The sequence below is a fragment of the Streptomyces sp. NPDC002680 genome, from assembly GCF_042889145.1.
GTDB classification, from domain to species: domain Bacteria; phylum Actinomycetota; class Actinomycetes; order Streptomycetales; family Streptomycetaceae; genus Streptomyces; species Streptomyces adonidis.
The window spans coordinates 274,036-295,374 of record NZ_JBIAQP010000003.1; the positions used below are offsets into that span (position 1 = coordinate 274,036).

Genomic DNA, 21,339 nt, shown 5'->3' on the forward strand with positions numbered 1-21,339 from the left:
TCGTCATGGCCAGGGCAGACACCGGTGCAGACGGTACAGAGTACCCGCACAGCGGCTTCCGGTTGAAATCAGCCCCCTGTGACCGTCAATCTGTACACATCGGGTGTGTACGGCGCTACGATGCGCCGCCTTCCGCAGGAGGTGCCACATGGCACAGGCATTGCGACCCAACACCGCCGGATCCCTCTTCGCCACCGACGGCAAGCCCCATCCGCTCCAGGACAGCCTCCTCGCTGTGACACTGGTGCTCGGGGTGACGGCCTTCGTCACGGCGATGTTCCACAGTCTGCATCTGCTCAGTTCCTGGACCGGCCTGGTGGGGATCCTCACCGGCGCGTACGGACAGTTCGTCTCGGAGACGACCCGTGAACGCTTCGGGCTGATCCTGGGCCTCGGCGCCGCAGCGGTCGGCTTCTTCCTCGGCATGGCGCACGGCGGCCTCTTCGGCGGCGTGATCGGCTGACGCGGACCGTGCTCCCGTGCCCCGGCCGACGCAGAGCCGGGGCACAGGTGCCATACGGCCAGACGAGGCGCTCGCAGGGCGCAGTAGGCTTCGGCGCGAGAGCCGGAGCCCCTGTACCCATGGGGACACACCAGCCCGAGGAGCGCCCCGAATGAGCCTGACCCTGAGGACGATCAGCCGAGAGCAGCATCTGGCGTACATCCAGAGCCTGCCGTCGGCGAGCCACATGCAGGTTCCGGCCTGGGCCGACGTCAAGGCGGAGTGGCGCTCCGAGAACCTCGGGTGGTTCGACGACCGGACCGGCGAGATCGTCGGCGCGGGTCTTGTGCTGTACCGCCAGCTGCCCAAGATCAAGCGGTATCTGGCGTATCTGCCCGAGGGCCCGGTCATCAACTGGTTCGCGCCGAATCTCGACGACTGGATCCAGCCGATGCTGGCGCACCTCAAGCAGCAGGGCGCCTTCTCCGTGAAGATGGGCCCGCCAGTGATCATCCGGCGCTGGGACGCCCCGTCCATCAAGGCCGGCATCCAGAGCCCGGACGTGAAGCGGCTGCGCGACATCGAGGCCGACTTCATCGAGCCGCGTGCCTTCGAGGTCGCCGACAAGCTGCGCCGCATGGGCTGGCAGCAGGGCGAGGACGGCGGTGCCGGCTTCGGCGACGTACAGCCTCGCTACGTCTACCAGGTGCCGCTGGCGAACCGTTCACTGGAAGAGGTGCACCAGAACTTCAACCAGCTCTGGCGCCGCAACATCAAGAAGGCCGAGAAGTCCGGTGTCGAGGTCGTCCAGGGCGGTTACCACGACCTGGAGGAGTGGCAGCGGCTGTACGAGATCACGGCGGTGCGCGACCACTTCAGGCCCCGCCCGCTGTCGTACTTCCAGCGCATGTGGACGGCCCTCAACTCGGAGGACCCCAACCGCATGCGGCTCTACTTCGCGCGCCACAACGGAGTGAACCTGTCGGCGGCGACGATGCTGATCGTCGGCGGGCACGTCTGGTACTCGTACGGCGCCTCGGACAACATCGGCCGTGAGGTCCGTCCCTCGAACGCCATGCAGTGGCGGATGCTGCGCGACGCCTACGCACTGGGCGCCACCGTGTACGACCTGCGCGGCATTTCGGACTCGCTGGACGAGACGGACCACCTCTTCGGTCTGATCCAGTTCAAGGTCGGCACAGGTGGGCAGGCTGCCGAGTATCTCGGCGAGTGGGACTTCCCGCTCAACAAGCTGCTCCACAAGGCGCTCGACATCTACATGTCGCGCCGCTGATCTCCCCGATTCTCCGTTCGTACCTCTGACAGATCGCAGCCACGAGAAAGGTTCCAGGTCCCGGCCATGGCGCTCACGCTCTACGTCGACACCGCGCGCTGGCGTGCGCACCACAAGCACGTGTCCGAGCAGTTCCCGGGGCTCGTCCCGGTCTGCAAGGGCAACGGCTACGGCTTCGGGCACGAGCGGCTGGCCGAGGAGGCCACGCGGCTGGGCTCGGACGTCCTGGCCGTCGGCACGACGTACGAGGCCGCGCGGACCAAGGACTGGTTCAGCGGCGATCTGCTGGTGCTGACTCCCTTCAGACGGGGCGAGGAGCCCGTACCGCTGCCCGATCGCGTCATCCGCTCGGTGTCGTCGGTGGACGGCGTGCACGGCCTCGTCGGCGCCCGTGTCGTCATCGAGGTCATGTCCTCCATGAAGCGCCACGGTGTGACCGAGCAGGAGCTGCCCCAGCTGCACGCCGCCATAGAGGACGTACGCCTCGAAGGCTTCGCGATCCACCTGCCGCTGGACCGCACCGACGGTTCGGACGCCGTGGAGGAGGTCATCGGCTGGATGGACCGGCTGCGCGCGGCCCGGCTGCCGCTGCACACCATGTTCGTCAGCCATCTCAAGGCCGAGGATCTCGGGCGGCTTCAGCAGCAGTTCCCGCAGACCCGCTTCCGCGCCCGTATCGGCACGCGGCTGTGGCTGGGGGACCACGAGGCCACGGAATATCGCGGCGCGGTCCTGGACGTCACCCGCGTGGCCAAGGGCGACCGCTTCGGCTACCGGCAGCAGAAGGCGGCCTCTGACGGCTATCTGGTGGTCGTGGCGGGCGGTACGTCGCACGGAGTGGGCCTGGAGGCCCCCAAGGCGCTGCACGGCGTCATGCCGCGCGCCAAGGGCGTCGCCCGGGCCGGTCTCGCCACCGTCAACCGGAACCTCGCCCCGTTCGTCTGGGGCGGCAAGCAGCGCTGGTTCGCCGAGCCGCCGCACATGCAGGTCTCGATCCTCTTCGTGCCCTCGGACGCCCCGGAGCCGAAGGTCGGCGAAGAACTGGTGGCCCATCTGCGACACACCACCACGCAGTTCGACCGGATCGTCGACCGCTGACCGCACAGCCGCGAGCCATGCGAAAGGCCGTACACGAAGTCCGTGTACGGCCTTTCGCATGGCCCTTCCCTGCCGCGTTCGCTCAGAGCGAACGCTCCTCGTCCTCCCGTACCGGCCGGCTGCCCCACTCCACCTGAGGCCCGTCGAAGTGCGCGGCGTGCCGCGGCGGACGGGCGGCGGCGCCGAGCACGAAGACGTCCTCGGCGCCGTCCAGCACACCCCCGGACGGATCGTCGTCGCCGGCCCGGCGCACCACGTCCCGCTCCGGCATGAGGATGTCCCGGACGATCACGGCGCACAGGTACAGCGTGCCCACCAGGTGGGCGGCGATGGCGAACTGATAGCCCTCGGTGGGCAGGCCCTTGTGGGCGTCACCGCTGGTCGTGTAGGCGAGGTACATCCAGATCCCCAGGAAGTACGCAACCTCGCACGCCTGCCAGATGAGGAAGTCCCGCCACTTCGGGCGGGCCAGTACGGCGAGGGGGACCAGCCACAGGACGTACTGGGGTGAGTAGACCTTGTTGGTGAGGATGAACGCGGCGACGATCAGGAAGGCCAGCTGGGCGAAGCGCGGACGGCGCGGGGCGGTCAGTGTGAGTGCCGCGATGCCCACGGCCGAGGCCAGCATCAGCAGCGTCGCGAAGGTGTTGACGGTCTCAGTGCTGAACGGATAGTCGAAGCGCTGGGCGATGATCAGCCAGAAGGAGCCGAAGTCGACGCCCCGCTCCTGGCTGAACGTGTAGAACTTCGACCAGCCCTCGAAGGCGAAGACCATCACCGGCAGGTTCACGGCGACCCAGGCGACCACGGCGCCCCCCAGTGCCGTGCCGAACGGCCGCCACTTGCCCGCGCGCCAGCACAGCACGAACAGCGGGCCCAGCAGCAGGAAGGGATAGAGCTTGGCGGCCGTGGCGAGCCCCAGCAGGACACCGAAGGCGAGCGGCCGCCCCCGGGACCACATCAGCATCGCCGCGGCCGTCAGAGCGACCGCCAGCAGGTCCCAGTTGATCGTGGCGGTGAGCGCGAAGGCGGGCGCCAGGGCGACCAGCAGACCGTCCCAGGGGCGCCGCGCGTGGGTGCGCGACACGCATACGGCGATGATCGCCGCGCACACCATCAGCATTCCAGCGTTGACGAACCAGTACCACTGCTCCTGGTGCTGGATGGTGCCGCTGCCGGGCGTGAGCCAGGCGGCCACCTCCATGAACACGCCGGTCAGCACCGGGTATTCGAGGTACTTCATGTCGCCGGAGAGCTTGTCGAAGTACGGCACGAGTCCGTCGGCGAATCCACGGCCCTGGTAGAGGTGCGGGATGTCGGAGTAGCAGGCGTGGGTGTACTGCGTGCTGGCCCCGAAGAACCAGCCGCCGTTGTAGCAGGGCGCCTTCTGGACCAGGCCGAGGGCGAACATACCGATCGCCATGAGCGCTACCACCCGTACCGGAGTCCACCAGGACGTCCCCAACAGGGCACGGCGGCCGATGGGGCCGCCGATCAGCTCACTGCCGGCCACGGCGATCTCGTCGTCCTTGGTCGGCCGTACCAGGTCCGGTTCGCGCACGCTCGCTTGCGTCGTCTCTGCACTGGGCATGGGCCTCATCCTGCCGTACGCATCTAGGAATACGCCGAGGGCCGCCGCACCTGGTCGGTGCGACGGCCCCATGTTTCACGTGAAACAGCGCGAATCGGATCGGTGTTTCACGTGAAACACCCGCGCCGGGCGCTGATCCGGTCCTCAGCTCGGTCAGCCGAAGATGCCTCCGCCGTTCCCGTTCGCGTTGCCGTTACTTTCCTCTTCGCTTTCCGTCGGCGTTGGACTCGATGTCACTCCGCCGTCGGTAGTGCCTTCGTCCGTGCCGCCCGTCTCGGTCCCTCCGGTGTCTTGGCAGCTGACGTCGAAGGTGCCGCAGGTCTCGCTCGGCGAGGGCGACGGAGAGGTCTCGATCTCGTCGGTGGGCGTCGGACTCGGTGTCGGGATCTCTTCTTCCTCGGACTCGGTGACGGAAGGAGTCGGGCTCGGCAGCGGGTCCTCGTCGACGACCTCGCCGTAGGGCTCGGGAGTCGGGAAGTTCTTCACCGGTACGCCCTTGAGCGCCTGTTCCATGTAGTCGTGCCAGATCTCGGCCGGGAACGAGGCGCCGTGGATCTTCTCCTGGCCACCCGTGCCGTACATCTCCAGGAACTCGCGGTTCTTCTTGGTCTCGTCGTCGTCCATCCGGAACATGCTGATCGCGGTGGACAACTGCGGGGTGTAGCCGACGAACCAGGCCGACTTGTTGCCGTCGGTGGTACCGGTCTTGCCGGCCACCTGACGGCCGGTCAGCTGGGCCGCCGTACCCGTTCCGTCCTCGACCACGGTCTTGAGGACGTCGGTGACGTTGTCGGCGACCTGGGCGGTGAACGCCTGCTTGGCCTTGGCGATCTTCCTGTGATCGAAGACCGTGCCGTCCTTGCTGGTCACCTTCTCGACCGAGTAAGGGTTGTTCTGCTTGCCGCTCGCCGCGAAGGTCGCGTAACTGCCGGCCACGCGGATCGCGCTCGGGTCAGAGGTACCGATGGAGAACGACGGGAAGTCGGCGCTGGCCAGACTGCTGTCGAGGAGGCCCGCATCTGTGGCGGACTCCCTGACCTTGTCCAGGCCGACATCCATACCGAGCTGGACGTAGGCGGAGTTGGAGGAGACCCGCATCGCCTCACGCAGGTCGATCCGGAAGCTGGGCGCGTTGTACGACTCGTCGCCGTCGTTGCGCTGCAGCCACTCCTTGTCGTCCTTGTCCTTCCAGATCGTGCCGTCGTAGTTCTCGATCTTGAGCTTGTTCTTGCCGCTGTAGATGCTCTCCGGAGAGACCTGGGTCCGCTCGTCCTGTGCCTGCGTCGCCCCCAGATCGGGATCCCGGACGCCCCACTTCATCGCGGCGGCGAGTACGTACGTCTTGAACGTCGAACCCACCTGGGCGCCGGTCGTGTCGGCGTTGTTGGTGAAGTGCTTGGTCGCGTCCTCACCGCCGTAGATGGCCTTGATCGCGCCCGTCGTCGGGTCCACGGAAGCGCCGCCGAACTGGACGTACTTGTCGGTGTCCGGGCGTTCCTTGGGCTTGATGTTCGCCTTCTGGACCTTCGTGACCGCCTTCTCCAACGCCGCGACCTTCTTCTTGTCGAAGGTCGTGTAGATCGAGTAGCCGCCCTGCTGCAGTTGGTCGGCGGTGATCCCGGTCTTGTCGGTGTTGTTGATGAGGTAGCCCTTGGCGAGGTCGACGAGGTAGCCGACCTGGCCGCCCAGCGCGGTGTTGGAACGCGGGCTCTGGATCTTCGGGAAGGTCGTGATCTTGGCGCGATCGACCGCGGTCATGCGCCCGTCCTTGACCTCCTCGTTGAGGATCCACTCCCACCGTTCCTCGACCCGCTTGCGGTTTTTCTCGGGGGTGGCGTTCACGGGGTCGACGGCCACGTTGCCGGCCGGGTCGTAGTACGTGGCGCCCTTGAGCACCGCGGCCAGGAAGGCGCACTCGCTGGGGGTCAGGTCCTTGGCGTCCTTGTTGAAGTACGCGCGCGCGGCCGCCTGAAGGCCGTAGGAGTCACGACCGAAGTAGCCGGTGTTCAGGTAGCCGGCCATGATCTCCTCTTTGGAGACGTTGGTGCCGACCTTGATGGAGATGAACAGCTCCTTGAACTTCCGCGTGAGCGTCTGCGACTGGTCGTCCAGGCGGGCGTTCTTCACGTACTGCTGGGTGATCGTCGAACCACCCTGTGTCTGACCGCCCTTGGCCATGTTGAACAGGGCCCGGGCGATACCCATCGGGTCGACGCCGCTGTCGGTCTCGAACGTCTTGTTCTCGGCCGACATCACGGCGTACCGCATCGACGCAGGGATCTGCTCGTAGCCGATGATCTGGCGGTTCGTCTCACCACCGGTCGCGACCATCTGGCTGCCGTCGGCCCAGTAGTAGACGTTGTTCTGGGCGTTGGCGGCCTTGGCGACATCCGGCACACCCACCAGGGCGTAACCGATGCCGGCCACCGCCACCAGGCTGCCGACGAAGCCGATGAACAGCCCCGTCACCTGCCGCCAGGACGGCATCCAGCGTGCCGCTCCGTACTTGCCCGCGCGCGGATAGTCGATGAAACGCTTCTTGGGCGGGGGACCGGCAGCGCGGCCTCTGCCGCGCCCGGGTCCGTTCGGGCCGCTGGGACCGCCGCGGCGTCCGCCGTCCTCGGCCCCTCTGCGACGTCCACCAGTACTTCTCTGGGCGGCGCGCCGGGACTCGGCGCGGCCTGCGGACTGGCGCTCGTCACCTTCGGCTCCGTAGGGACCCAACCCGTAGGAACCCGATCCGTAGGAATCGGAAGGAGACTCGGTTGCGCCCCGCGGTGCCGCACGGCGGCCGGAGGACGAACCGGACTGGCCGCGTCGGGCCGCGGCACGTCCGCCTCCCTGCGGCTGCGGCGGTTTGCGACGGTGCTCGCTCATCGAACGATTACTCCTTGGGCAGGCGCACCCGCGCGCGCCTGGAAACGGCGGCTGGTTTCCGGTCCCCCCCAAGTACGGATGCGGCCGTGTTCGCATTCACCCGTACCGCACCAAGCACGACGACGTCCCCAAACGTCACTCGGTTCCCGGTGGACTGCATGCCGCACAGACTACGCACCGTCAAAACCCGCCTAGCGCCGAAGTTCACCCCAAATCAGGCAACTTGCTTCCTACGAATCGGTGATGTGATCCCGTTCACCACCTCCCCTCTTGTCGCATCCACGGGGTCGATCTATCGTCTAGATGTATCGAGTCGATACATCAGCTCGGCATAAACAGTGCTGGAGACGTCACGGTCGGACCGTGGGAGAAAGGAGGCGACGATGAGCCGGCGTTCCGGGATCCTCGAGTTCGCCGTCCTCGGTCTGCTCCGCGAGTCCCCGATGCACGGCTATGAGCTGCGGAAACGACTCAATACGTCACTGGGTGTGTTCCGCGCCTTCAGCTACGGCACGCTGTACCCCTGCCTCAAGACGCTCGTCGCGAGCGGCTGGTTGATCGAGGAGTCCGGAGGCGCGTCGGAGGACGCGCTCGCCGTTCCCCTCACAGGGCGCCGCGCCAAGATCGTCTATCGGTTGACGGCGGAAGGTAAGGAGCACTTCGAGGAGCTGCTCTCGCAGACGGGCCCGGACGCGTACGAGGACGAGCACTTCGCCGCTCGTTTCGCCTTCTTCGGGCAGACGTCCCGCGATGTGCGCATGCGCGTGCTCGAGGGCCGTCGCAGCCGGCTGGAGGAGCGTCTGGAGAAGATGCGCGCCTCTCTGGCGCGTACGCGGGAGCGCCTCGACGACTACACCCTCGAGCTCCAGCGCCACGGGATGGAGTCCGTGGAGCGCGAAGTGCGCTGGCTGAACGAGCTGATCGAGAGCGAGCGGGCCGGACGGGACCTCAAGGGTGCCGATTCCGGGGAACCCGACTCGCAGGACACCACATCTGGAGCGCCGGGCGGCCTGCCCCGGTCCCGGGAGGACGACTCCCGGACCGGTCCGTCCGACGACACCGCCACGTGAGGCCCCTGCCAGGGCCTCACTCGTACACACAGGGAGCAACCGAATGGGTTCGGTTCGCGTAGCCGTCGTCGGCGTGGGCAACTGCGCCGCGTCGCTGGTACAGGGAGTCGAGTACTACAAGGAGGCCGATCCGGCGTCCAGGGTCCCGGGCCTCATGCATGTGCAGTTCGGGGACTACCACGTCAAGGACATCGAGTTCGTCGCCGCGTTCGACGTGGACGCCAAGAAGGTCGGCCTCGACCTGGCGGACGCCATCGGCGCCTCCGAGAACAACACCATCAAGATCTGCGACGTCCCGAACACCGGTGTGAAGGTCCGGCGTGGCCACACCCTCGACGGTCTCGGCAAGTACTACCGCGAGACCATCGAGGAGTCCGAGGCCGAACCGGTCGACGTCGTCAAGATCCTCAAGAAGAAGCAGGTCGACGTTCTCGTCTGCTACCTGCCCGTCGGTTCCGAGGCGGCGGCGAAGTTCTACGCCCAGTGCGCCATCGACGCCAAGGTCGCCTTCGTCAACGCCCTCCCGGTCTTCATCGCCGGTACGAAGGAGTGGGCGGACAAGTTCACCGAGGCGGGCGTCCCGATCGTCGGTGACGACATCAAGTCGCAGGTCGGCGCCACGATCACGCACCGCGTGATGGCGAAGCTGTTCGAGGACCGGGGCGTGGTCCTGGACCGCACGATGCAGCTGAACGTCGGCGGCAACATGGACTTCAAGAACATGCTCGAACGTGAGCGCCTGGAGTCCAAGAAGATCTCCAAGACGCAGGCCGTCACCTCCCAGATCCGCGACCGCGAACTGGGCGCCGACAACGTCCACATCGGCCCGTCCGACTACGTGGCCTGGCTCGACGACCGCAAGTGGGCGTACGTCCGGCTGGAGGGCCGCGCGTTCGGTGACGTCCCGCTGAACCTGGAGTACAAGCTGGAGGTCTGGGACTCCCCGAACTCCGCCGGCGTCATCATCGACGCCGTGCGCGCCGCGAAGATCGCCAAGGACCGCGGTATCGGCGGCCCGATCCTCTCCGCGTCGAGCTACTTCATGAAGTCCCCGCCGGTCCAGTACTTCGACGACGAGGCACGGGACAACGTCGAGAAGTTCATCAAGGGCGAAGTCGAGCGCTGAGGTCGTGCGCTGAGAGGAGTCCAGCGCCGGTCGAGCTCCCACAGGCTTGTCGCTCCTGCCCGTCGAGGGTCCCCGGGTCATCCGCCCGGGGACCCTCCTCGTATGTGAGGCTGTGCCCCATGGCTGTCGTACGTGACCTGCGCGTACTCCTGCGTCTGAGGAACTTCCGGCGCCTGCTCGCCGTACGGCTGCTTTCCCAGGGCGCCGACGGCGTCTATCAGGTCGCACTCGCCACGTACGTCGTCTTCTCGCCGGAGAAGCAGACCTCGGCGGCGGCGATCGCCTCCGCGATGGCGGTCCTGCTGCTGCCGTACTCCCTGGTCGGCCCCTTCGCGGGCGTCCTGCTGGACCGCTGGCGACGCCGCCAGGTCTTCCTGTACGGCAATCTGCTGCGCGCCCTTCTCGCATGTGTGACGGCCGTTCTGATGCTGAGCCATGTCCCCGACTGGCTCTTCTATGTCTCCGCCCTCTGCGTCACCGCCGTCAACCGCTTCGTGCTGGCCGGACTTTCGGCGTCCTTGCCGCGCGTGGTCGACGACGACCGGCTGGTGATCGCCAACTCGCTCTCCCCGACGGCCGGCACGCTCGCGGCCACGGCGGGCGGCGGACTCGCCTTCGTCGTACGGCTGGCGGCCTCCGACTCGGACGCCGCGGTGGTTCTCCTGGGCGCGGCTCTGTACCTCTGCTCGTCGCTCGCCTCCCTCCGCCTCGACCGGGAACTGCTGGGACCCGACCCCGAGTTGGTGCAACCCCGGCTGGCGGCCGCGCTCAGCGGCACCGCACGTGGCCTGGCGGCGGGCGTACGGCACCTTGCCGAGCCGGGGCGTCGGGAGGCGGCCTGGTCGCTGGCCGCGATGACGCTGATGCGGTTCTGCTACGGCGCCCTGACGGTCATGGTGCTGATGCTCTGCCGGTACGCCTGGTCGGACGGCTCCGACGACGGGCTGGCCCTGCTGGGCCTCGCCGTGGGGATCTCAGGGGCGGGCTTCTTCGTCGCGGCCGTGATCACCCCGGCGGCGGCCGTACGGCTCGGTCCCGGCGGCTGGATCGTGGTGTGCGCCGGAGCGGCGGCGGTCCTCGTGCCCGCGCTCGGCCTGGCGTTCACCGAAGTGCCCATGCTGATCGCGGCGTTCGTCCTGGGCCTCGTCACCCAGGGCTCGAAGATCGCCACGGACACGATCGTCCAGTCCTCGGTCGACGACGGCTTCCGCGGCCGGATCTTCTCCCTCTACGACGTCCTGTTCAACGTCGCCTTCGTCGGCGCGGCCGGAGTGGCGGCCCTGATGCTGCCCTCCGACGGCCGCTCGGTGTCTCTGTTGGTCACGATCGCCGTTATCTACGGGGCAATTGCTGTATCTATGGCCCGCTTTGAACGCCGGTAAGTGTCACATGAAGGCCACAGAGACTCTCTGAGCTACAGAGTTGTCAGTGGGTCCCGGTAACTTACGTGCGTCTTACTTCGCACCAAGCACACCCATAGCCAAGGGGGACCCCCGAGTGACCACTCCGCCGCAGGACCAGAACCCGAACACCCCTGCCTCTGTCGAGCCGACGGCGCCCCAGCAGCCGTACCCGCCGCACCAGGGTGCCCCGTTCCAGGGAGTTCCGGTCCCGCCGCCCGCGCCGGCCAAGCGCTTCAGCAAGAAGCTGCTGCGCATAGGCGTGTTCATCGTCGTCGCCATAGCCATCGCCGGCGGCAAGTGGTACTTCGGCCAGAGCGACGCCGAGACGACGTCGGTGGGCTCCTGCATGCACAACGACGGTACGGACACGAGCCCCGACCTCAAAGAGGTCGACTGCACCTCCAGCGACGCCCAGTACAAGGTTGTCCAGAAGTTCGACAACACCAGCGACGCCAACAAGTGCGAGGCCGTCACCGAGGCGACGATCTCCTACTACCAGCAGGGCAGCAGCCACGACGTCGTGCTCTGCCTCAAGGAAGTCTGAGCAGTCCGGGCTGACGCAGCCCACACGCACAGAGGGCGATGTTTCACGTGAAACATCGCCCTCTGTGCGTTCCGGCGGTGATGTTTCACGTGAAACATCACCGCCGTTTCACGGCCTCAGCCCTGCTCGGCCCACCACTCCTTCAGTGCCGCCACCGCCGCCTCCTGCTCCATCGGCCCGTTCTCCAGCCGCAGTTCCAGCAGGAACTTGTACGCCTGCCCGATCGCCGGCCCGGGTCCGACGCCCAGGATCTCCATGATCTGGTTGCCGTCCAGGTCGGGACGGATCGCGTCCAGCTCCTCCTGCTCCTGGAGTTGAGCGATGCGCTCCTCCAGGCCGTCGTACGCACGCGAGAGCGCCGTGGCCCTGCGCTTGTTCCGCGTGGTGCAGTCCGAGCGGGTCAGCTTGTGGAGGCGGTCGAGGAGGGGGCCTGCGTCCCGGACATAGCGTCGGACCGCCGAGTCCGTCCACTCCCCGGTGCCGTACCCGTGGAAGCGCAGGTGGAGTTCAACCAGACGTGAGACGTCCTTCACCAGCTCGTTGGAGTACTTCAGCGCCGTCATCCGCTTCTTGGTCATCTTCGCCCCGACCACCTCGTGGTGATGGAACGAGACCCGCCCGTCCTCCTCGAAGCGGCGCGTGCGCGGCTTGCCGATGTCGTGCAGCAGCGCGGCAAGACGGAGGACGAGGTCGGGAGCGTCCTGCTCCAGCTCGATCGCCTGCTCCAGGACGATCAGTGTGTGCTCGTAGACGTCCTTGTGCCGGTGGTGCTCGTCGCGCTCCAGGCGCAGGGCCGGCAGCTCGGGCAGTACGTGGTCGGCGAGGCCGGTGTCCACCAGCAGCGTCAGGCCCTTGCGGGGGTGCGCGGACAGGACCAGCTTGTTCAGCTCGTCCCGTACCCGCTCCGCCGAGACGATCTCGATGCGCCCGGCCATCTCGGTCATGGCGGTGACGACCTCGGGGGCCACCTCGAAGTCGAGCTGGGCCGCGAACCGCGCGGCCCGCATCATCCGCAGCGGGTCGTCGGAGAAGGACGCCTCGGGCGTGCCCGGGGTACGCAGTACCCGCCTTGCCAGGTCCTCGCGTCCACCGTGCGGATCGATGAACACCTTCTCCGGCAGCGCCACGGCCATCGCGTTCACCGTGAAGTCGCGCCGGACGAGATCCTCCTCGATGGAGTCGCCGTACGACACCTCTGGCTTGCGCGAGGTCCGGTCGTACGCCTCCGACCGGTACGTGGTCACCTCGATCTGGAAGCCTTCCTTCTGTGCCCCGACGGTCCCGAAGGCGATCCCGACGTCCCACACCGAGTCCGCCCAGGGCCGCACGATCTTCAGTACGTCCTCGGGCCGGGCGTCGGTCGTGAAGTCCAGGTCGTTGCCGAGCCGGCCCAGCAGCGCGTCCCGGACGGAGCCTCCGACCAGGGCGAGCGAGAACCCGGCCTCCTGGAAACGGCGGGCGAGGTCGTCGGCGACCGGGGCCACCCGCAGCAGCTCACTCACCGCGCGGTGCTGCACCTGGCTCAGGGCGCTGGAATTGTCTTCGTTGGCGTTCGGCACAACAGAAAAGGGTACGTGGCCCGGGCGACGGCCCGCGCCTCCATAAAACGTCCACGCCCACCAGTGGGGACTCCTCCATCAATACACGTACATAGAGGACAGCCGGACGGTGTTCCACGATCTTGTGGAGCAGTCCGCGGCACTTCCCCTCAGCGCGCATCGTTACCATGCGTGGACGCACATTCCGACGACCACTGACGACTAGGGACGGGCGAACGCGTGGCCGAGCCGGCAGACTTCCCGGGGCTGACTCCCTCTCCCGCGCGCCGGTGGTTCCGGCGGGCCGGAGTGCTGCTCACGGGGGCGCCCCTGCTGGCCGGTCTCCTCCAGCTCCCCGCCGGACAGCCCGCGTACGCCGCCGGGTCGGACCCGGTGGTCGTCTCCGTCGACACCCTCACCCCCAGCGCCCCCACGGACGGCGACACGCTGACCGTGTCCGGCACGGTGACCAACAAGGGCAAGCGGACCGTCACCGACGCCCACGTGGACCTGCGGGTGGGGCAGCTGCTGACCACCCGCTCGGGGATCGACGATGTCGCCGCACGTACCGACTACGTACCGGGAGCCGACGGGACGGAGATCGGCGGCAAGTACGTCGAGGAGTTCTCGAAGCTCACTCCGGGCGTCGCCCAGCCGTTCACCATCTCCGTACCGGTCGACAAGCTGGACCTCGGCCAGGACGGCGTCTACCAGTTCGGCGTCTCCCTGTCCGGCGAGACCGCCGCGGAACCGTACGAGCAGGTGCTCGGAATCCAGCGGACGTTCCTGCCGTGGCAGCCCGAGGAGGCGGACACCAGGACGCGGACGACATATCTGTGGCCGCTGATCTCCACGGTCCACATGACGGCGGAGACCGGCCCGGGCGAGCAGCAGACGCCCGTCTTCCTCAACGACGACCTCACCACGGAGATCTCCCCGGGCGGCCGCCTGGACCAGCTGCTCACCCTGGGCAAGGACCTCGACGTCACCTGGGTGATCGACCCCGACCTGCTGGCCTCCGTCGACGCGATGATCGGCACCTACGGCGTCCGGGGCGCCGACGGCACCACCACGCCCGGCACCGGTCAGGCCGTCGCCAAGCAGTGGCTCGCCGAACTCCAGGACGCGGTCGAGGGCAAGGAGGTCGTCGCCCTTCCCTTCGCGGACCCCGACCTCGCCTCCATCGCGCACAACGGCAAGAACGTCACCGGCACCCTGAGCCACCTCAAGAGCGCCACGGATGTCGCCGCCAGCACGGTGGAGACGATCCTCCACGTCACCCCGAGCACCGACTTCGCCTGGCCGGTGAACGGTGCCGTCGACCCGTCGATCGTCAAGATCGCCACCTCGGCGGGCGCCGACAAGGTGATCGCGCGCAGCGACAGCCTCAAGGAGACCGGCGACCTGCCGTACACGCCCTCCGCCGCCCGCCCCATCGGCGGCGGCACCACGGCGGTGGTCGCGGACGCCCGGCTGTCCACGGCCTTCCAGGGCGACATGACGAACGCCGACGGCTCCACGCTCGCGGTGCAGAAGTTCCTCGCCCAGAGCCTGACGACCACCCTGCAGGCCAAGAAGCAGCGCACCGTCGTCGTCGCCCCGCAGCGCATGCCGTCCACGAGCCAGGCCCAGACGATGGCGGAGGCGGTCACCGCCCTGCAGAACTCGAACTGGTCCGAGTCGCAGGAACTCACCGCGACGGCCGACACCAAGCCGGACCCGGGCGCCACCACCAAGGTGCCCTCGGCGTCCTCGTACCCCGCGACACTGCGCAGGCACCAGCTGCCCCAGGCGGCCTTCGCACAGATCGCGACGACGCAGGACAAGCTCGACAACTTCAAGATCATCCTCACCGACCGGACCCGCGTGGAGACCCCCTTCGGGCGGGCCATCAACCGGGAGATGGCCACCTCGTGGCGCGGCCGGTCCGGCGCGGCGGACAGCTTCCGCAAGGGCGTGAAGTCGTACCTCGACGTCCTGACCGACCAGGTCAAGCTGATCAAGAAGTCCGAGACGAAGCTCTCCGGCGGCAGCGCCACAATCCCGGTGACCGTCCAGAACAACCTCGTCCAGCCCGTCGACAACCTCGTACTGCGGGTCACGTCGACCAACCCGACCCGGCTCAAGATCGGTGACGAGGACTACCAGGAGCATCCGGTCGAGGTCTCCGGCGGGCACAGCCAGTCGGTGAAGTTCACCACGTCGTCCAACGCCAACGGCCCTGTCACTGTGATCGCCCAGCTGTACACGAAGGACGGCCAGAAGTACGGACCCGCTGTCACCTTCGACGTGAAGGTCACCGAGTTCACGGCCATGGTGATGCTGGTCATCGGCGGCGGCTTCCTGCTGCTCGTACTCGCCGGCCTGCGCATGTACACCCAGCGCAAGCGCGCCGCCGCCCGGACCGAGGAGTCCGGCGACGGACCCGAGGACAAGGCCGCGGACGAGACCGACGGCATCGACAAGAACGACGAGAACCACGGCAGCCCCGATAACCGTCCTCAGGGGGAGTCGGACACAGCGTTGCGGGCAGACGCCCCGGAGCAGCCGAGTGACCCGGCGCCGGACACCGCACCGGAAAGCGCAGACCCGTCCGGGACGGGTGAGAGAGTGGACCGTTGAGCGATGTCGTGGCCGGTGGGCCCGGTGAACGATGAGGTGGGGTAACCATGAACGCGCCGTACGACGGTGACCGCGGTCAGGGCGCGGGCGACCCGGGCTACCCCGAGGGCCCGCCGCCCGAGCACGGCCAGGTGCCAGCGCAGCCCCCCGCGGACATGTACCTCCAGGACGCCTACACCCAGGATCCGTACCGGGCACAGGACCTCTCCGCCCAGGACCCGGTGGCCGAGGCGCTCTACGACCGCGCCGCGCACCCCCCGCCGCCCCCCGGGACTTACCAGCCGCAGCCCCCGCTCTACGGACAGCCCGCCCAGTCGCCGTACGCCCCCGACCCCCAGGTCTGGGCCCAGCCCCCGGCTCCCGAGCCGGACGGAGCCACGCAGTACCTGCCGTACGGCGACGACCCCCGCACCACCCAGTACGTGGGCGTCGACGCCCTGGTCACCCAGGCCGGCGAGGAACGGCACGAGCCGGACGCCTTCGCCCATCTCTTCCGGGACCAGCAGCAGGGCGGCGGACAGCAGCCCCTGGAGCCCCCGGCGGTGCCCGGCCCGTCCCCCTCGCCCGCCCCGGGCCACGGCCCCACGCCGCAGGCGCAGACCCCGGCGTCCGACGCCACGATGCAGCTCACCCCCAAAACAGCGCCCGCCTCCGCGCATGCGGCCCCCAAGAAGGGCGGTCGTGCCGCGGGGCTGCTGAAGTCGAGCGCCGTCATGGCGGCGGGCACGATGGTCTCCCGCCTCACCGGCTTCGTCCGCTCCGCGCTGATCGTGTCGGCCCTCGGCCTCGGCATGCTGGGCGACTCCTTCCAGGTCGCCTACCAGCTGCCCACTATGATCTACATCCTGACCGTGGGCGGCGGCCTCAACTCCGTCTTCGTGCCGCAGCTCGTGCGCGCCATGAAGGAGGACGACGACGGCGGAGAGGCATACGCCAACCGCCTTCTCACCCTCGTCATGGTGGCCCTCGGCACGCTCACCGCACTCGCGGTCTTCGCGGCCCCGCTGCTGGTGCGCGCCCTCTCGGTGAAGATCGCCGACGACCCGGCCGCCAACGAGGTCGCCGTCACCTTCACCCGCTACTTCCTGCCCACGATCTTCTTCATGGGCATCCACGTCGTGATGGGCCAGATCCTCAACGCGCGCGGCAAGTTCGGCGCGATGATGTGGACGCCGGTCCTGAACAACGTCGTCATCATCGTGACCCTCGGCATGTTCATCTGGGTGTACGGCAGCGCCGCGGACTCCGGCATGGGGGTCACCACCATCCCGCCGGAGGGCCAGCGGCTCCTCGGCATCGGCGTACTGCTCGGCCTCGTCGTACAGGCCCTGGCGATGATCCCGTATCTGCGCGAGACCGGCTTCCGGATGCGGCTGCGCTTCGACTGGAAGGGCCACGGCCTCGGCAAGGCCGCGATGCTCGCCAAGTGGACGATCCTGTTCGTCCTCGCCAACCAGGCGGGCGCCCTCGTCGTCACCCAGCTGGCCACCGCCGCCGCGGGCGAGAACCCCAAGATCCAGGGCACCGGCTTCGCGGCCTACGCCAACGCCCAGCTCGTCTGGGGCCTGCCGCAGGCCATCATCACGGTCTCCCTGATGGCGGCCCTGCTGCCCCGGCTGGCCCGCTCGGCCCACGAGGGCGACGCCGGCGCGGTCCGCGACGACATCTCCCAGGGCCTGCGCACCACCGCCGTCGCGATCGTGCCCATCGCCTTCGGTTTCGTGGCCCTCGGCATCCCGATGTGCACCCTGATCTTCGGCTCCTCGGGCACCACCGAGGCCACCAACATGGGCTTCATGCTGATGGCCTTCGCCCTCGGCCTGATCCCCTACTCCGTGCAGTACGTCGTCCTGCGCGCCTTCTACGCGTACGAGGACACCCGCACTCCCTTCTACAACACGGTGATCGTGGCCGCCGTCAACGCGACGGCCTCCGCCCTCTGCTTTTTCGTACTCCCGTCCCGCTGGGCCGTGGTCGGCATGGCGGCCTCGTACGGCCTCGCGTACGCGATCGGTGTCGGCGTCGCCTGGAACCGGCTGCGCAAGCGGCTCGGCGGCGACCTCGACGGCACCCGCGTCCTGCGGACGTACGCCCGGCTGGGCATCGCTTCGGTACCGGCCGCGCTGCTCAGCGGCGCGGCCTGTTACGGCATCGGCCACACTCTGGGACAGGGCGTCGGCGGCTCGTTCGCCTCCCTGCTCGGCGGCGGTGCCGTCCTGCTCGTCGTCTTCTACGTGGCCGCCCGCCGCATGCGCATTGAAGAACTCAACTCGTTGGTGGGTATGGTGCGCGGGCGACTGGGACGGTAAGTCGAGGGCAAGCACAACCATCGTCTGCCACCGCGTGTCGTGCAGAGCGGCGGACTGTGGGCACAATTGGGTTTGGCGTCGGAAAGCTCGCATTGGATGGGGAGGCAGGAGCGACGGTGGCGGAACGGAGCACGGCTGCCGTCGACGTGGCAGACAACAGCGGCGACGAGCCGCTGACCGCGCAGGCGGACGAGTCCACGGCCGACGGCGTGGCCCAGAACCGGGAGCGGGACACGGAGAACGACGAGGCACAGGGGAGCGGCGGGACCGAGAGTCCCGAAAAGGCCTCACCGCCCGAACTGCACAGCGGCCACAAACTCGCCAGGCGATACCGCCTGGAGGAGTGCGTCACCCGTCTGGACGGATTCAGCAGCTGGCGCGCGGTCGACGAGAAACTTCGTCGCGCCGTCGGCGTGCACATCCTGCCCGCGGACCACTCACGGGCGCGTTCCGTGCTGGCCGCGGCCCGCTCCTCGGCGCTGCTCGGCGACCCACGCTTCGTGCAGGTCCTCGACGCCGTCGAGGAGAACGACCTCGTGTACGTCGTCCACGAGTGGCTGCCCGACGCCACGGAGCTGACCGCGCTCCTGGCCGCCGGCCCACTGGAGGCGCACGACGCCTACCAGATGGTCAGCCAGATCGCCTCTGCGATGGCTGCCGCCCACCGTGAGGGCCTCGCGCATCTGCGCCTGACCCCGGGCACCATCCTGCGGAGTTCGTCCGGCCAGTGGCGTGTGCGCGGCCTCGCGGTCAACGCCGCGCTGCGCGGCATCACTTCCGACACCCCGCAGCGCACGGACACGGAGGCGATCGGCGCCCTGCTGTACGCCGCCCTCACCCAGCGCTGGCCCTACGAGAGCGACGCGTACGGCCTGTCCGGGCTGCCCAAGGGCGTCGGCCTCATCGCGCCCGACCAGGTGCGGGCCGGAGTCCACCGCGGCCTGTCGGAACTCGCGATGCGCGCGCTCGCCAACGACGGCGCCACCGCCTCACGGCACGAGTCCGCGTGCACGACACCCGAGGAACTGGTCAAAGCGATCGGCGAGATGCCCCGCATCCGCCCGCCGGAGCCGGTGTTCACGGCCCCGCCCGAGTACCAGCGCACCACGTACCAGCAGGGCTCGTACGGCCGTCAGGCGCCCCGCCCGGGCGTCACCCAGCCCATGCCGACCCCGCCGCCTCCGCTGCAGAGCCGTACCGGCAAGGCGTTGAAGTGGGCTGTGTCAGCGCTGCTGATCGCCGCGCTGGGCCTGGGGAGCTGGCAGCTCGCGGACGCGCTCATGGACCAGGGCGGCAAGTCGGACGAGACGAACCAGACCCAGACGACGGACGACGGCGACAAGAGCGGTGACAAGGGCAAGGTCGCCAGCGCGCCGATCGCCATCGCCGGCGCCCGGGACTTCGACCCGTTCGGTGATGGCTCCGAGAAGCCGTCGGACATAGACAAGACGTACGACAACAGCTCCAGCACCTACTGGCAGACGGACTTCTACAAGGGCGCCGACTTCGGGAACCTGAAGCCGGGCCTGGGGATAATCCTCGACCTCGGCAAGGTCCAGGACGTCGGGAAAGTCACCGTCTCCTTCGTGGGCGACACGTCCGTCGAACTGCGCGCCGCCTCCAGCGACTCAGGTTCGGAGCCCACCTCCTTCGACGCCTACAGCAAGGTCGCGGAGGGTTCCGGCACGAGTGTCGCGCTCTCGCCGGACAAGGCCGTCAAGTCCCGCTACCTTCTGATCTGGCTGACCAAGCTCCCGCTGACGGACGAAGGCACCTACCGCGGCCGGGTGGCGGACATCAAGGTCACCAGCTGAGGCTGAGAGGGAGAGGGGGTCCGATGGCAGAAGGTGACGGGTACGACGGGACGAGCGATCAGGACCTCCTCGCCCGCCATGTCGACGGTGACCCCGACGCCTTCGGTGAGATCGTGCGGCGGCACCGTGACCGACTCTGGGCGGTGGCCCTGCGGACGCTGGGGGACCGCGAGGAGGCCGCTGACGCCGTCCAGGACGCCCTCGTCTCCGCCTACCGGGCCGCCCACACCTTCCGCGGCCAGTCGGCCGTCACGACGTGGCTGCACCGCATCACGGTGAACGCCTGCCTGGACCGCGCCCGCAAGGCCGCCTCCCGCAAGACCTCACCGGTCGACGACACCGAACGGCTGGAGCAACTGCTCGAACCGCACGAGTCCGCGTCGGCCCCGGCCGAACGCAACGACCTGCACCGCCAGCTCATCGAAGCCCTCGGCACCCTCCCGCCCGACCAGCGCGCCGCCCTCGTCCTCGTGGACATGCAGGGCTACCCGGTCGCGGAGGCCGCCCGCGTCCTGGACGTGCCCACCGGCACGGTGAAGAGCCGCTGCGCCCGGGGCAGAGCCAGACTGCTGCCGCTGCTCACCCATCTGCGGCCGGAAAACGCCGGTGACGGCAAGGAATCGGGTGACGGACGGAACCGGGCGTCGGGGACATCCGTCCCACCCGCAGCGGGACCAACGGATGCAGGGCCAAGCGATTCAGCTGCTGTGAAGGGCGGAGGTGGGCGAGCGTGACATCCACGACCGACACGGCCGGGCACCCGGACGTCACGGAGATCTCCGACCTCACCGAAGGCCTGCTCACACCGTCCCAGACAGCGGACGTGCAACGGCATCTGGACGAGTGTGTCCTCTGCGCCGACGTGTACGCCTCCCTGGAGGAGCTCCGCGGGCTCCTCGGCACCCTGCCGGCCCCTGCGCGCATGCCCGACGACATCGCCGACCGTATCGACGCCGCCCTCGCAGCCGAGGCCGATGTTTCACGTGAAACATCGGCTCCCGCCGACCGGCTCGCAGACCGTCCCGCGGGTCACGCTCACGCGGCCACCGGACCGGGGCGGAAGGACCGTGCGCGACGCGGTCGACGCCGGACCATTGTCCTGAGCACCGTTTTCACTGCGGCCGCGCTGGGGCTCGGCTCCCTGCTGGTGTCGTCGCTGGGCGATGACACCAATCAAACCGAGGCCGCGAGCACGTTCTCCGGGAAGAAGGTCGAGACCCAGGTCGCTCAGATCCTCAAGGACCAGGGCGTCAAGACAAACCGCGAAATCACGGGGATGGACACGGGCAACCCCAGGGTCAAGATCGTTCCATCGGTCCCCCCCTGCGTCTCCAACGGCATCGGCCGCGGCGACACACCCATCCTCGGCGTCAAGCTGGGCTCCTACGACGGCACGAACGCATATCTCGTCGTGCTGCCCGCAGCGAAGGACACCACCCGCGTCACGGCCTACGTCGTCGACTCGGCCTGTGTGAAGCGGCCGTCGGTTCCTGGAGAGGTTCTGCTGACGCAGTCCTACGCGCTTCGCTGAGCGCGGATGCTTCGACCCAGCCCTCCCATGTATCCCGTACCAAGCGGCGCCCTTGTGTGCCCGGACACAGCGGGAATGCG

Annotated in this window: 15 protein-coding genes; 12 read left to right on the forward strand and 3 right to left on the reverse strand. The window is 68.4% G+C overall.

Annotation, left to right across the window (positions count from 1 at the left end; genetic code table 11):
• Positions 1–148: 148 nt before the first annotated feature.
• From ACFYXF_RS10920 to ACFYXF_RS10930, 3 genes are all read left to right on the forward strand, one after another.
• Entirely contained in the window at positions 149–463 is a 315-nt protein-coding gene (locus ACFYXF_RS10920; protein WP_105970260.1) for a hypothetical protein, read from the forward strand.
• A 151-nt stretch (positions 464–614) separates the two neighbouring features.
• A complete protein-coding gene (gene femX / locus ACFYXF_RS10925; protein ID WP_389349222.1) occupies positions 615–1,736 on the forward strand; it encodes a peptidoglycan bridge formation glycyltransferase FemX in 1,122 nt (373 codons plus the stop codon).
• Positions 1,737–1,802: 66 nt separating this feature from the next.
• Positions 1,803–2,834, forward strand: a complete 1,032-nt coding sequence (locus ACFYXF_RS10930; protein WP_235476843.1) for an alanine racemase — start codon at positions 1,803–1,805, stop codon at positions 2,832–2,834.
• 82 nt (positions 2,835–2,916) lie between these two features.
• Here ACFYXF_RS10930 and ACFYXF_RS10935 read toward each other — a convergent pair whose 3' ends face one another.
• Both ACFYXF_RS10935 and ACFYXF_RS10940 read right to left on the reverse strand, forming a co-directional pair.
• Entirely contained in the window at positions 2,917–4,425 is a 1,509-nt protein-coding gene (locus tag ACFYXF_RS10935; RefSeq protein ID WP_389349223.1) for a glycosyltransferase family 87 protein, read from the reverse strand.
• A gap of 153 nt (positions 4,426–4,578) precedes the next feature.
• On the reverse strand, positions 4,579–7,302 hold the full coding sequence (locus tag ACFYXF_RS10940) for a transglycosylase domain-containing protein (RefSeq protein ID WP_389349224.1): 2,724 nt from the start codon (positions 7,300–7,302) through the stop codon (positions 4,579–4,581).
• 383 nt (positions 7,303–7,685) lie between these two features.
• On the opposite strand from ACFYXF_RS10940, the gene ACFYXF_RS10945 reads away from it, so the two are divergent.
• The 4 genes from ACFYXF_RS10945 to ACFYXF_RS10960 all read left to right on the forward strand — a co-directional run bounded on the left by ACFYXF_RS10945 (position 7,686) and on the right by ACFYXF_RS10960 (position 11,445).
• Entirely contained in the window at positions 7,686–8,372 is a 687-nt protein-coding gene (locus tag ACFYXF_RS10945) for a PadR family transcriptional regulator (RefSeq protein WP_389349225.1), read from the forward strand.
• A 43-nt stretch (positions 8,373–8,415) separates the two neighbouring features.
• Positions 8,416–9,498 carry an inositol-3-phosphate synthase gene (locus ACFYXF_RS10950; protein ID WP_389349226.1) on the forward strand — a complete coding sequence of 361 codons (1,083 nt, stop codon included), beginning with the start codon at positions 8,416–8,418 and terminating at the stop codon, positions 9,496–9,498.
• Between the two features lie 119 nt (positions 9,499–9,617).
• Positions 9,618–10,880, forward strand: coding sequence for an MFS transporter (locus tag ACFYXF_RS10955; RefSeq protein WP_389349227.1), 1,263 nt, complete (start codon positions 9,618–9,620; stop codon positions 10,878–10,880).
• A 115-nt stretch (positions 10,881–10,995) separates the two neighbouring features.
• On the forward strand, positions 10,996–11,445 hold the full coding sequence (locus tag ACFYXF_RS10960) for a hypothetical protein (protein WP_389349228.1): 450 nt from the start codon (positions 10,996–10,998) through the stop codon (positions 11,443–11,445).
• Positions 11,446–11,561: 116 nt separating this feature from the next.
• Here ACFYXF_RS10960 and ACFYXF_RS10965 read toward each other — a convergent pair whose 3' ends face one another.
• Entirely contained in the window at positions 11,562–13,004 is a 1,443-nt protein-coding gene (locus ACFYXF_RS10965) for a CCA tRNA nucleotidyltransferase (RefSeq protein ID WP_389349229.1), read from the reverse strand.
• A gap of 219 nt (positions 13,005–13,223) precedes the next feature.
• On the opposite strand from ACFYXF_RS10965, the gene ACFYXF_RS10970 reads away from it, so the two are divergent.
• The 5 genes from ACFYXF_RS10970 (at position 13,224) to ACFYXF_RS10990 (ending at position 21,259) form a co-directional block, all read left to right on the forward strand.
• A complete protein-coding gene (locus ACFYXF_RS10970) occupies positions 13,224–15,605 on the forward strand; it encodes a DUF6049 family protein (RefSeq protein ID WP_389349230.1) in 2,382 nt (793 codons plus the stop codon).
• A gap of 47 nt (positions 15,606–15,652) precedes the next feature.
• Positions 15,653–17,914 carry a murein biosynthesis integral membrane protein MurJ gene (murJ, locus tag ACFYXF_RS10975; protein WP_389349231.1) on the forward strand — a complete coding sequence of 754 codons (2,262 nt, stop codon included), beginning with the start codon at positions 15,653–15,655 and terminating at the stop codon, positions 17,912–17,914.
• Between the two features lie 116 nt (positions 17,915–18,030).
• Positions 18,031–19,728: a protein kinase family protein gene (locus ACFYXF_RS10980; protein ID WP_389349232.1), complete on the forward strand. Its 1,698-nt coding sequence runs from the start codon at positions 18,031–18,033 to the stop codon at positions 19,726–19,728.
• A gap of 23 nt (positions 19,729–19,751) precedes the next feature.
• The gene (sigM, locus tag ACFYXF_RS10985) at positions 19,752–20,462 is read left to right on the forward strand and encodes an RNA polymerase sigma factor SigM (RefSeq protein WP_235476833.1); all 711 of its coding nucleotides are present in this window, start codon (positions 19,752–19,754) and stop codon (positions 20,460–20,462) included.
• On the forward strand, positions 20,459–21,259 hold the full coding sequence (locus tag ACFYXF_RS10990; RefSeq protein ID WP_389349233.1) for an anti-sigma factor family protein: 801 nt from the start codon (positions 20,459–20,461) through the stop codon (positions 21,257–21,259). Before sigM ends, ACFYXF_RS10990 begins: the two co-directional genes overlap by 4 nt.
• The last annotated feature ends 80 nt before the right edge of the window (positions 21,260–21,339 follow it).

What these genes read in the sequence shown, in the direction of transcription:
- ACFYXF_RS10935 (WP_389349223.1), bottom strand. Translation starts at nt 4,425, where the DNA reads ATGCCCAGTGCAGAGACGACGCAAGCGAGCGTGCGCGAACCGGACCTG.
- sigM (WP_235476833.1), top strand. Translation starts at nt 19,752, where the DNA reads ATGGCAGAAGGTGACGGGTACGACGGGACGAGCGATCAGGACCTCCTC.
- ACFYXF_RS10920 (WP_105970260.1), top strand. Translation starts at nt 149, where the DNA reads ATGGCACAGGCATTGCGACCCAACACCGCCGGATCCCTCTTCGCCACC.
- ACFYXF_RS10930 (WP_235476843.1), top strand. Translation starts at nt 1,803, where the DNA reads ATGGCGCTCACGCTCTACGTCGACACCGCGCGCTGGCGTGCGCACCAC.
- murJ (WP_389349231.1), top strand. Translation starts at nt 15,653, where the DNA reads ATGAACGCGCCGTACGACGGTGACCGCGGTCAGGGCGCGGGCGACCCG.
- femX (WP_389349222.1), top strand. Translation starts at nt 615, where the DNA reads ATGAGCCTGACCCTGAGGACGATCAGCCGAGAGCAGCATCTGGCGTAC.
- ACFYXF_RS10940 (WP_389349224.1), bottom strand. Translation starts at nt 7,302, where the DNA reads ATGAGCGAGCACCGTCGCAAACCGCCGCAGCCGCAGGGAGGCGGACGT.
- ACFYXF_RS10950 (WP_389349226.1), top strand. Translation starts at nt 8,416, where the DNA reads ATGGGTTCGGTTCGCGTAGCCGTCGTCGGCGTGGGCAACTGCGCCGCG.
- ACFYXF_RS10945 (WP_389349225.1), top strand. Translation starts at nt 7,686, where the DNA reads ATGAGCCGGCGTTCCGGGATCCTCGAGTTCGCCGTCCTCGGTCTGCTC.
- ACFYXF_RS10955 (WP_389349227.1), top strand. Translation starts at nt 9,618, where the DNA reads ATGGCTGTCGTACGTGACCTGCGCGTACTCCTGCGTCTGAGGAACTTC.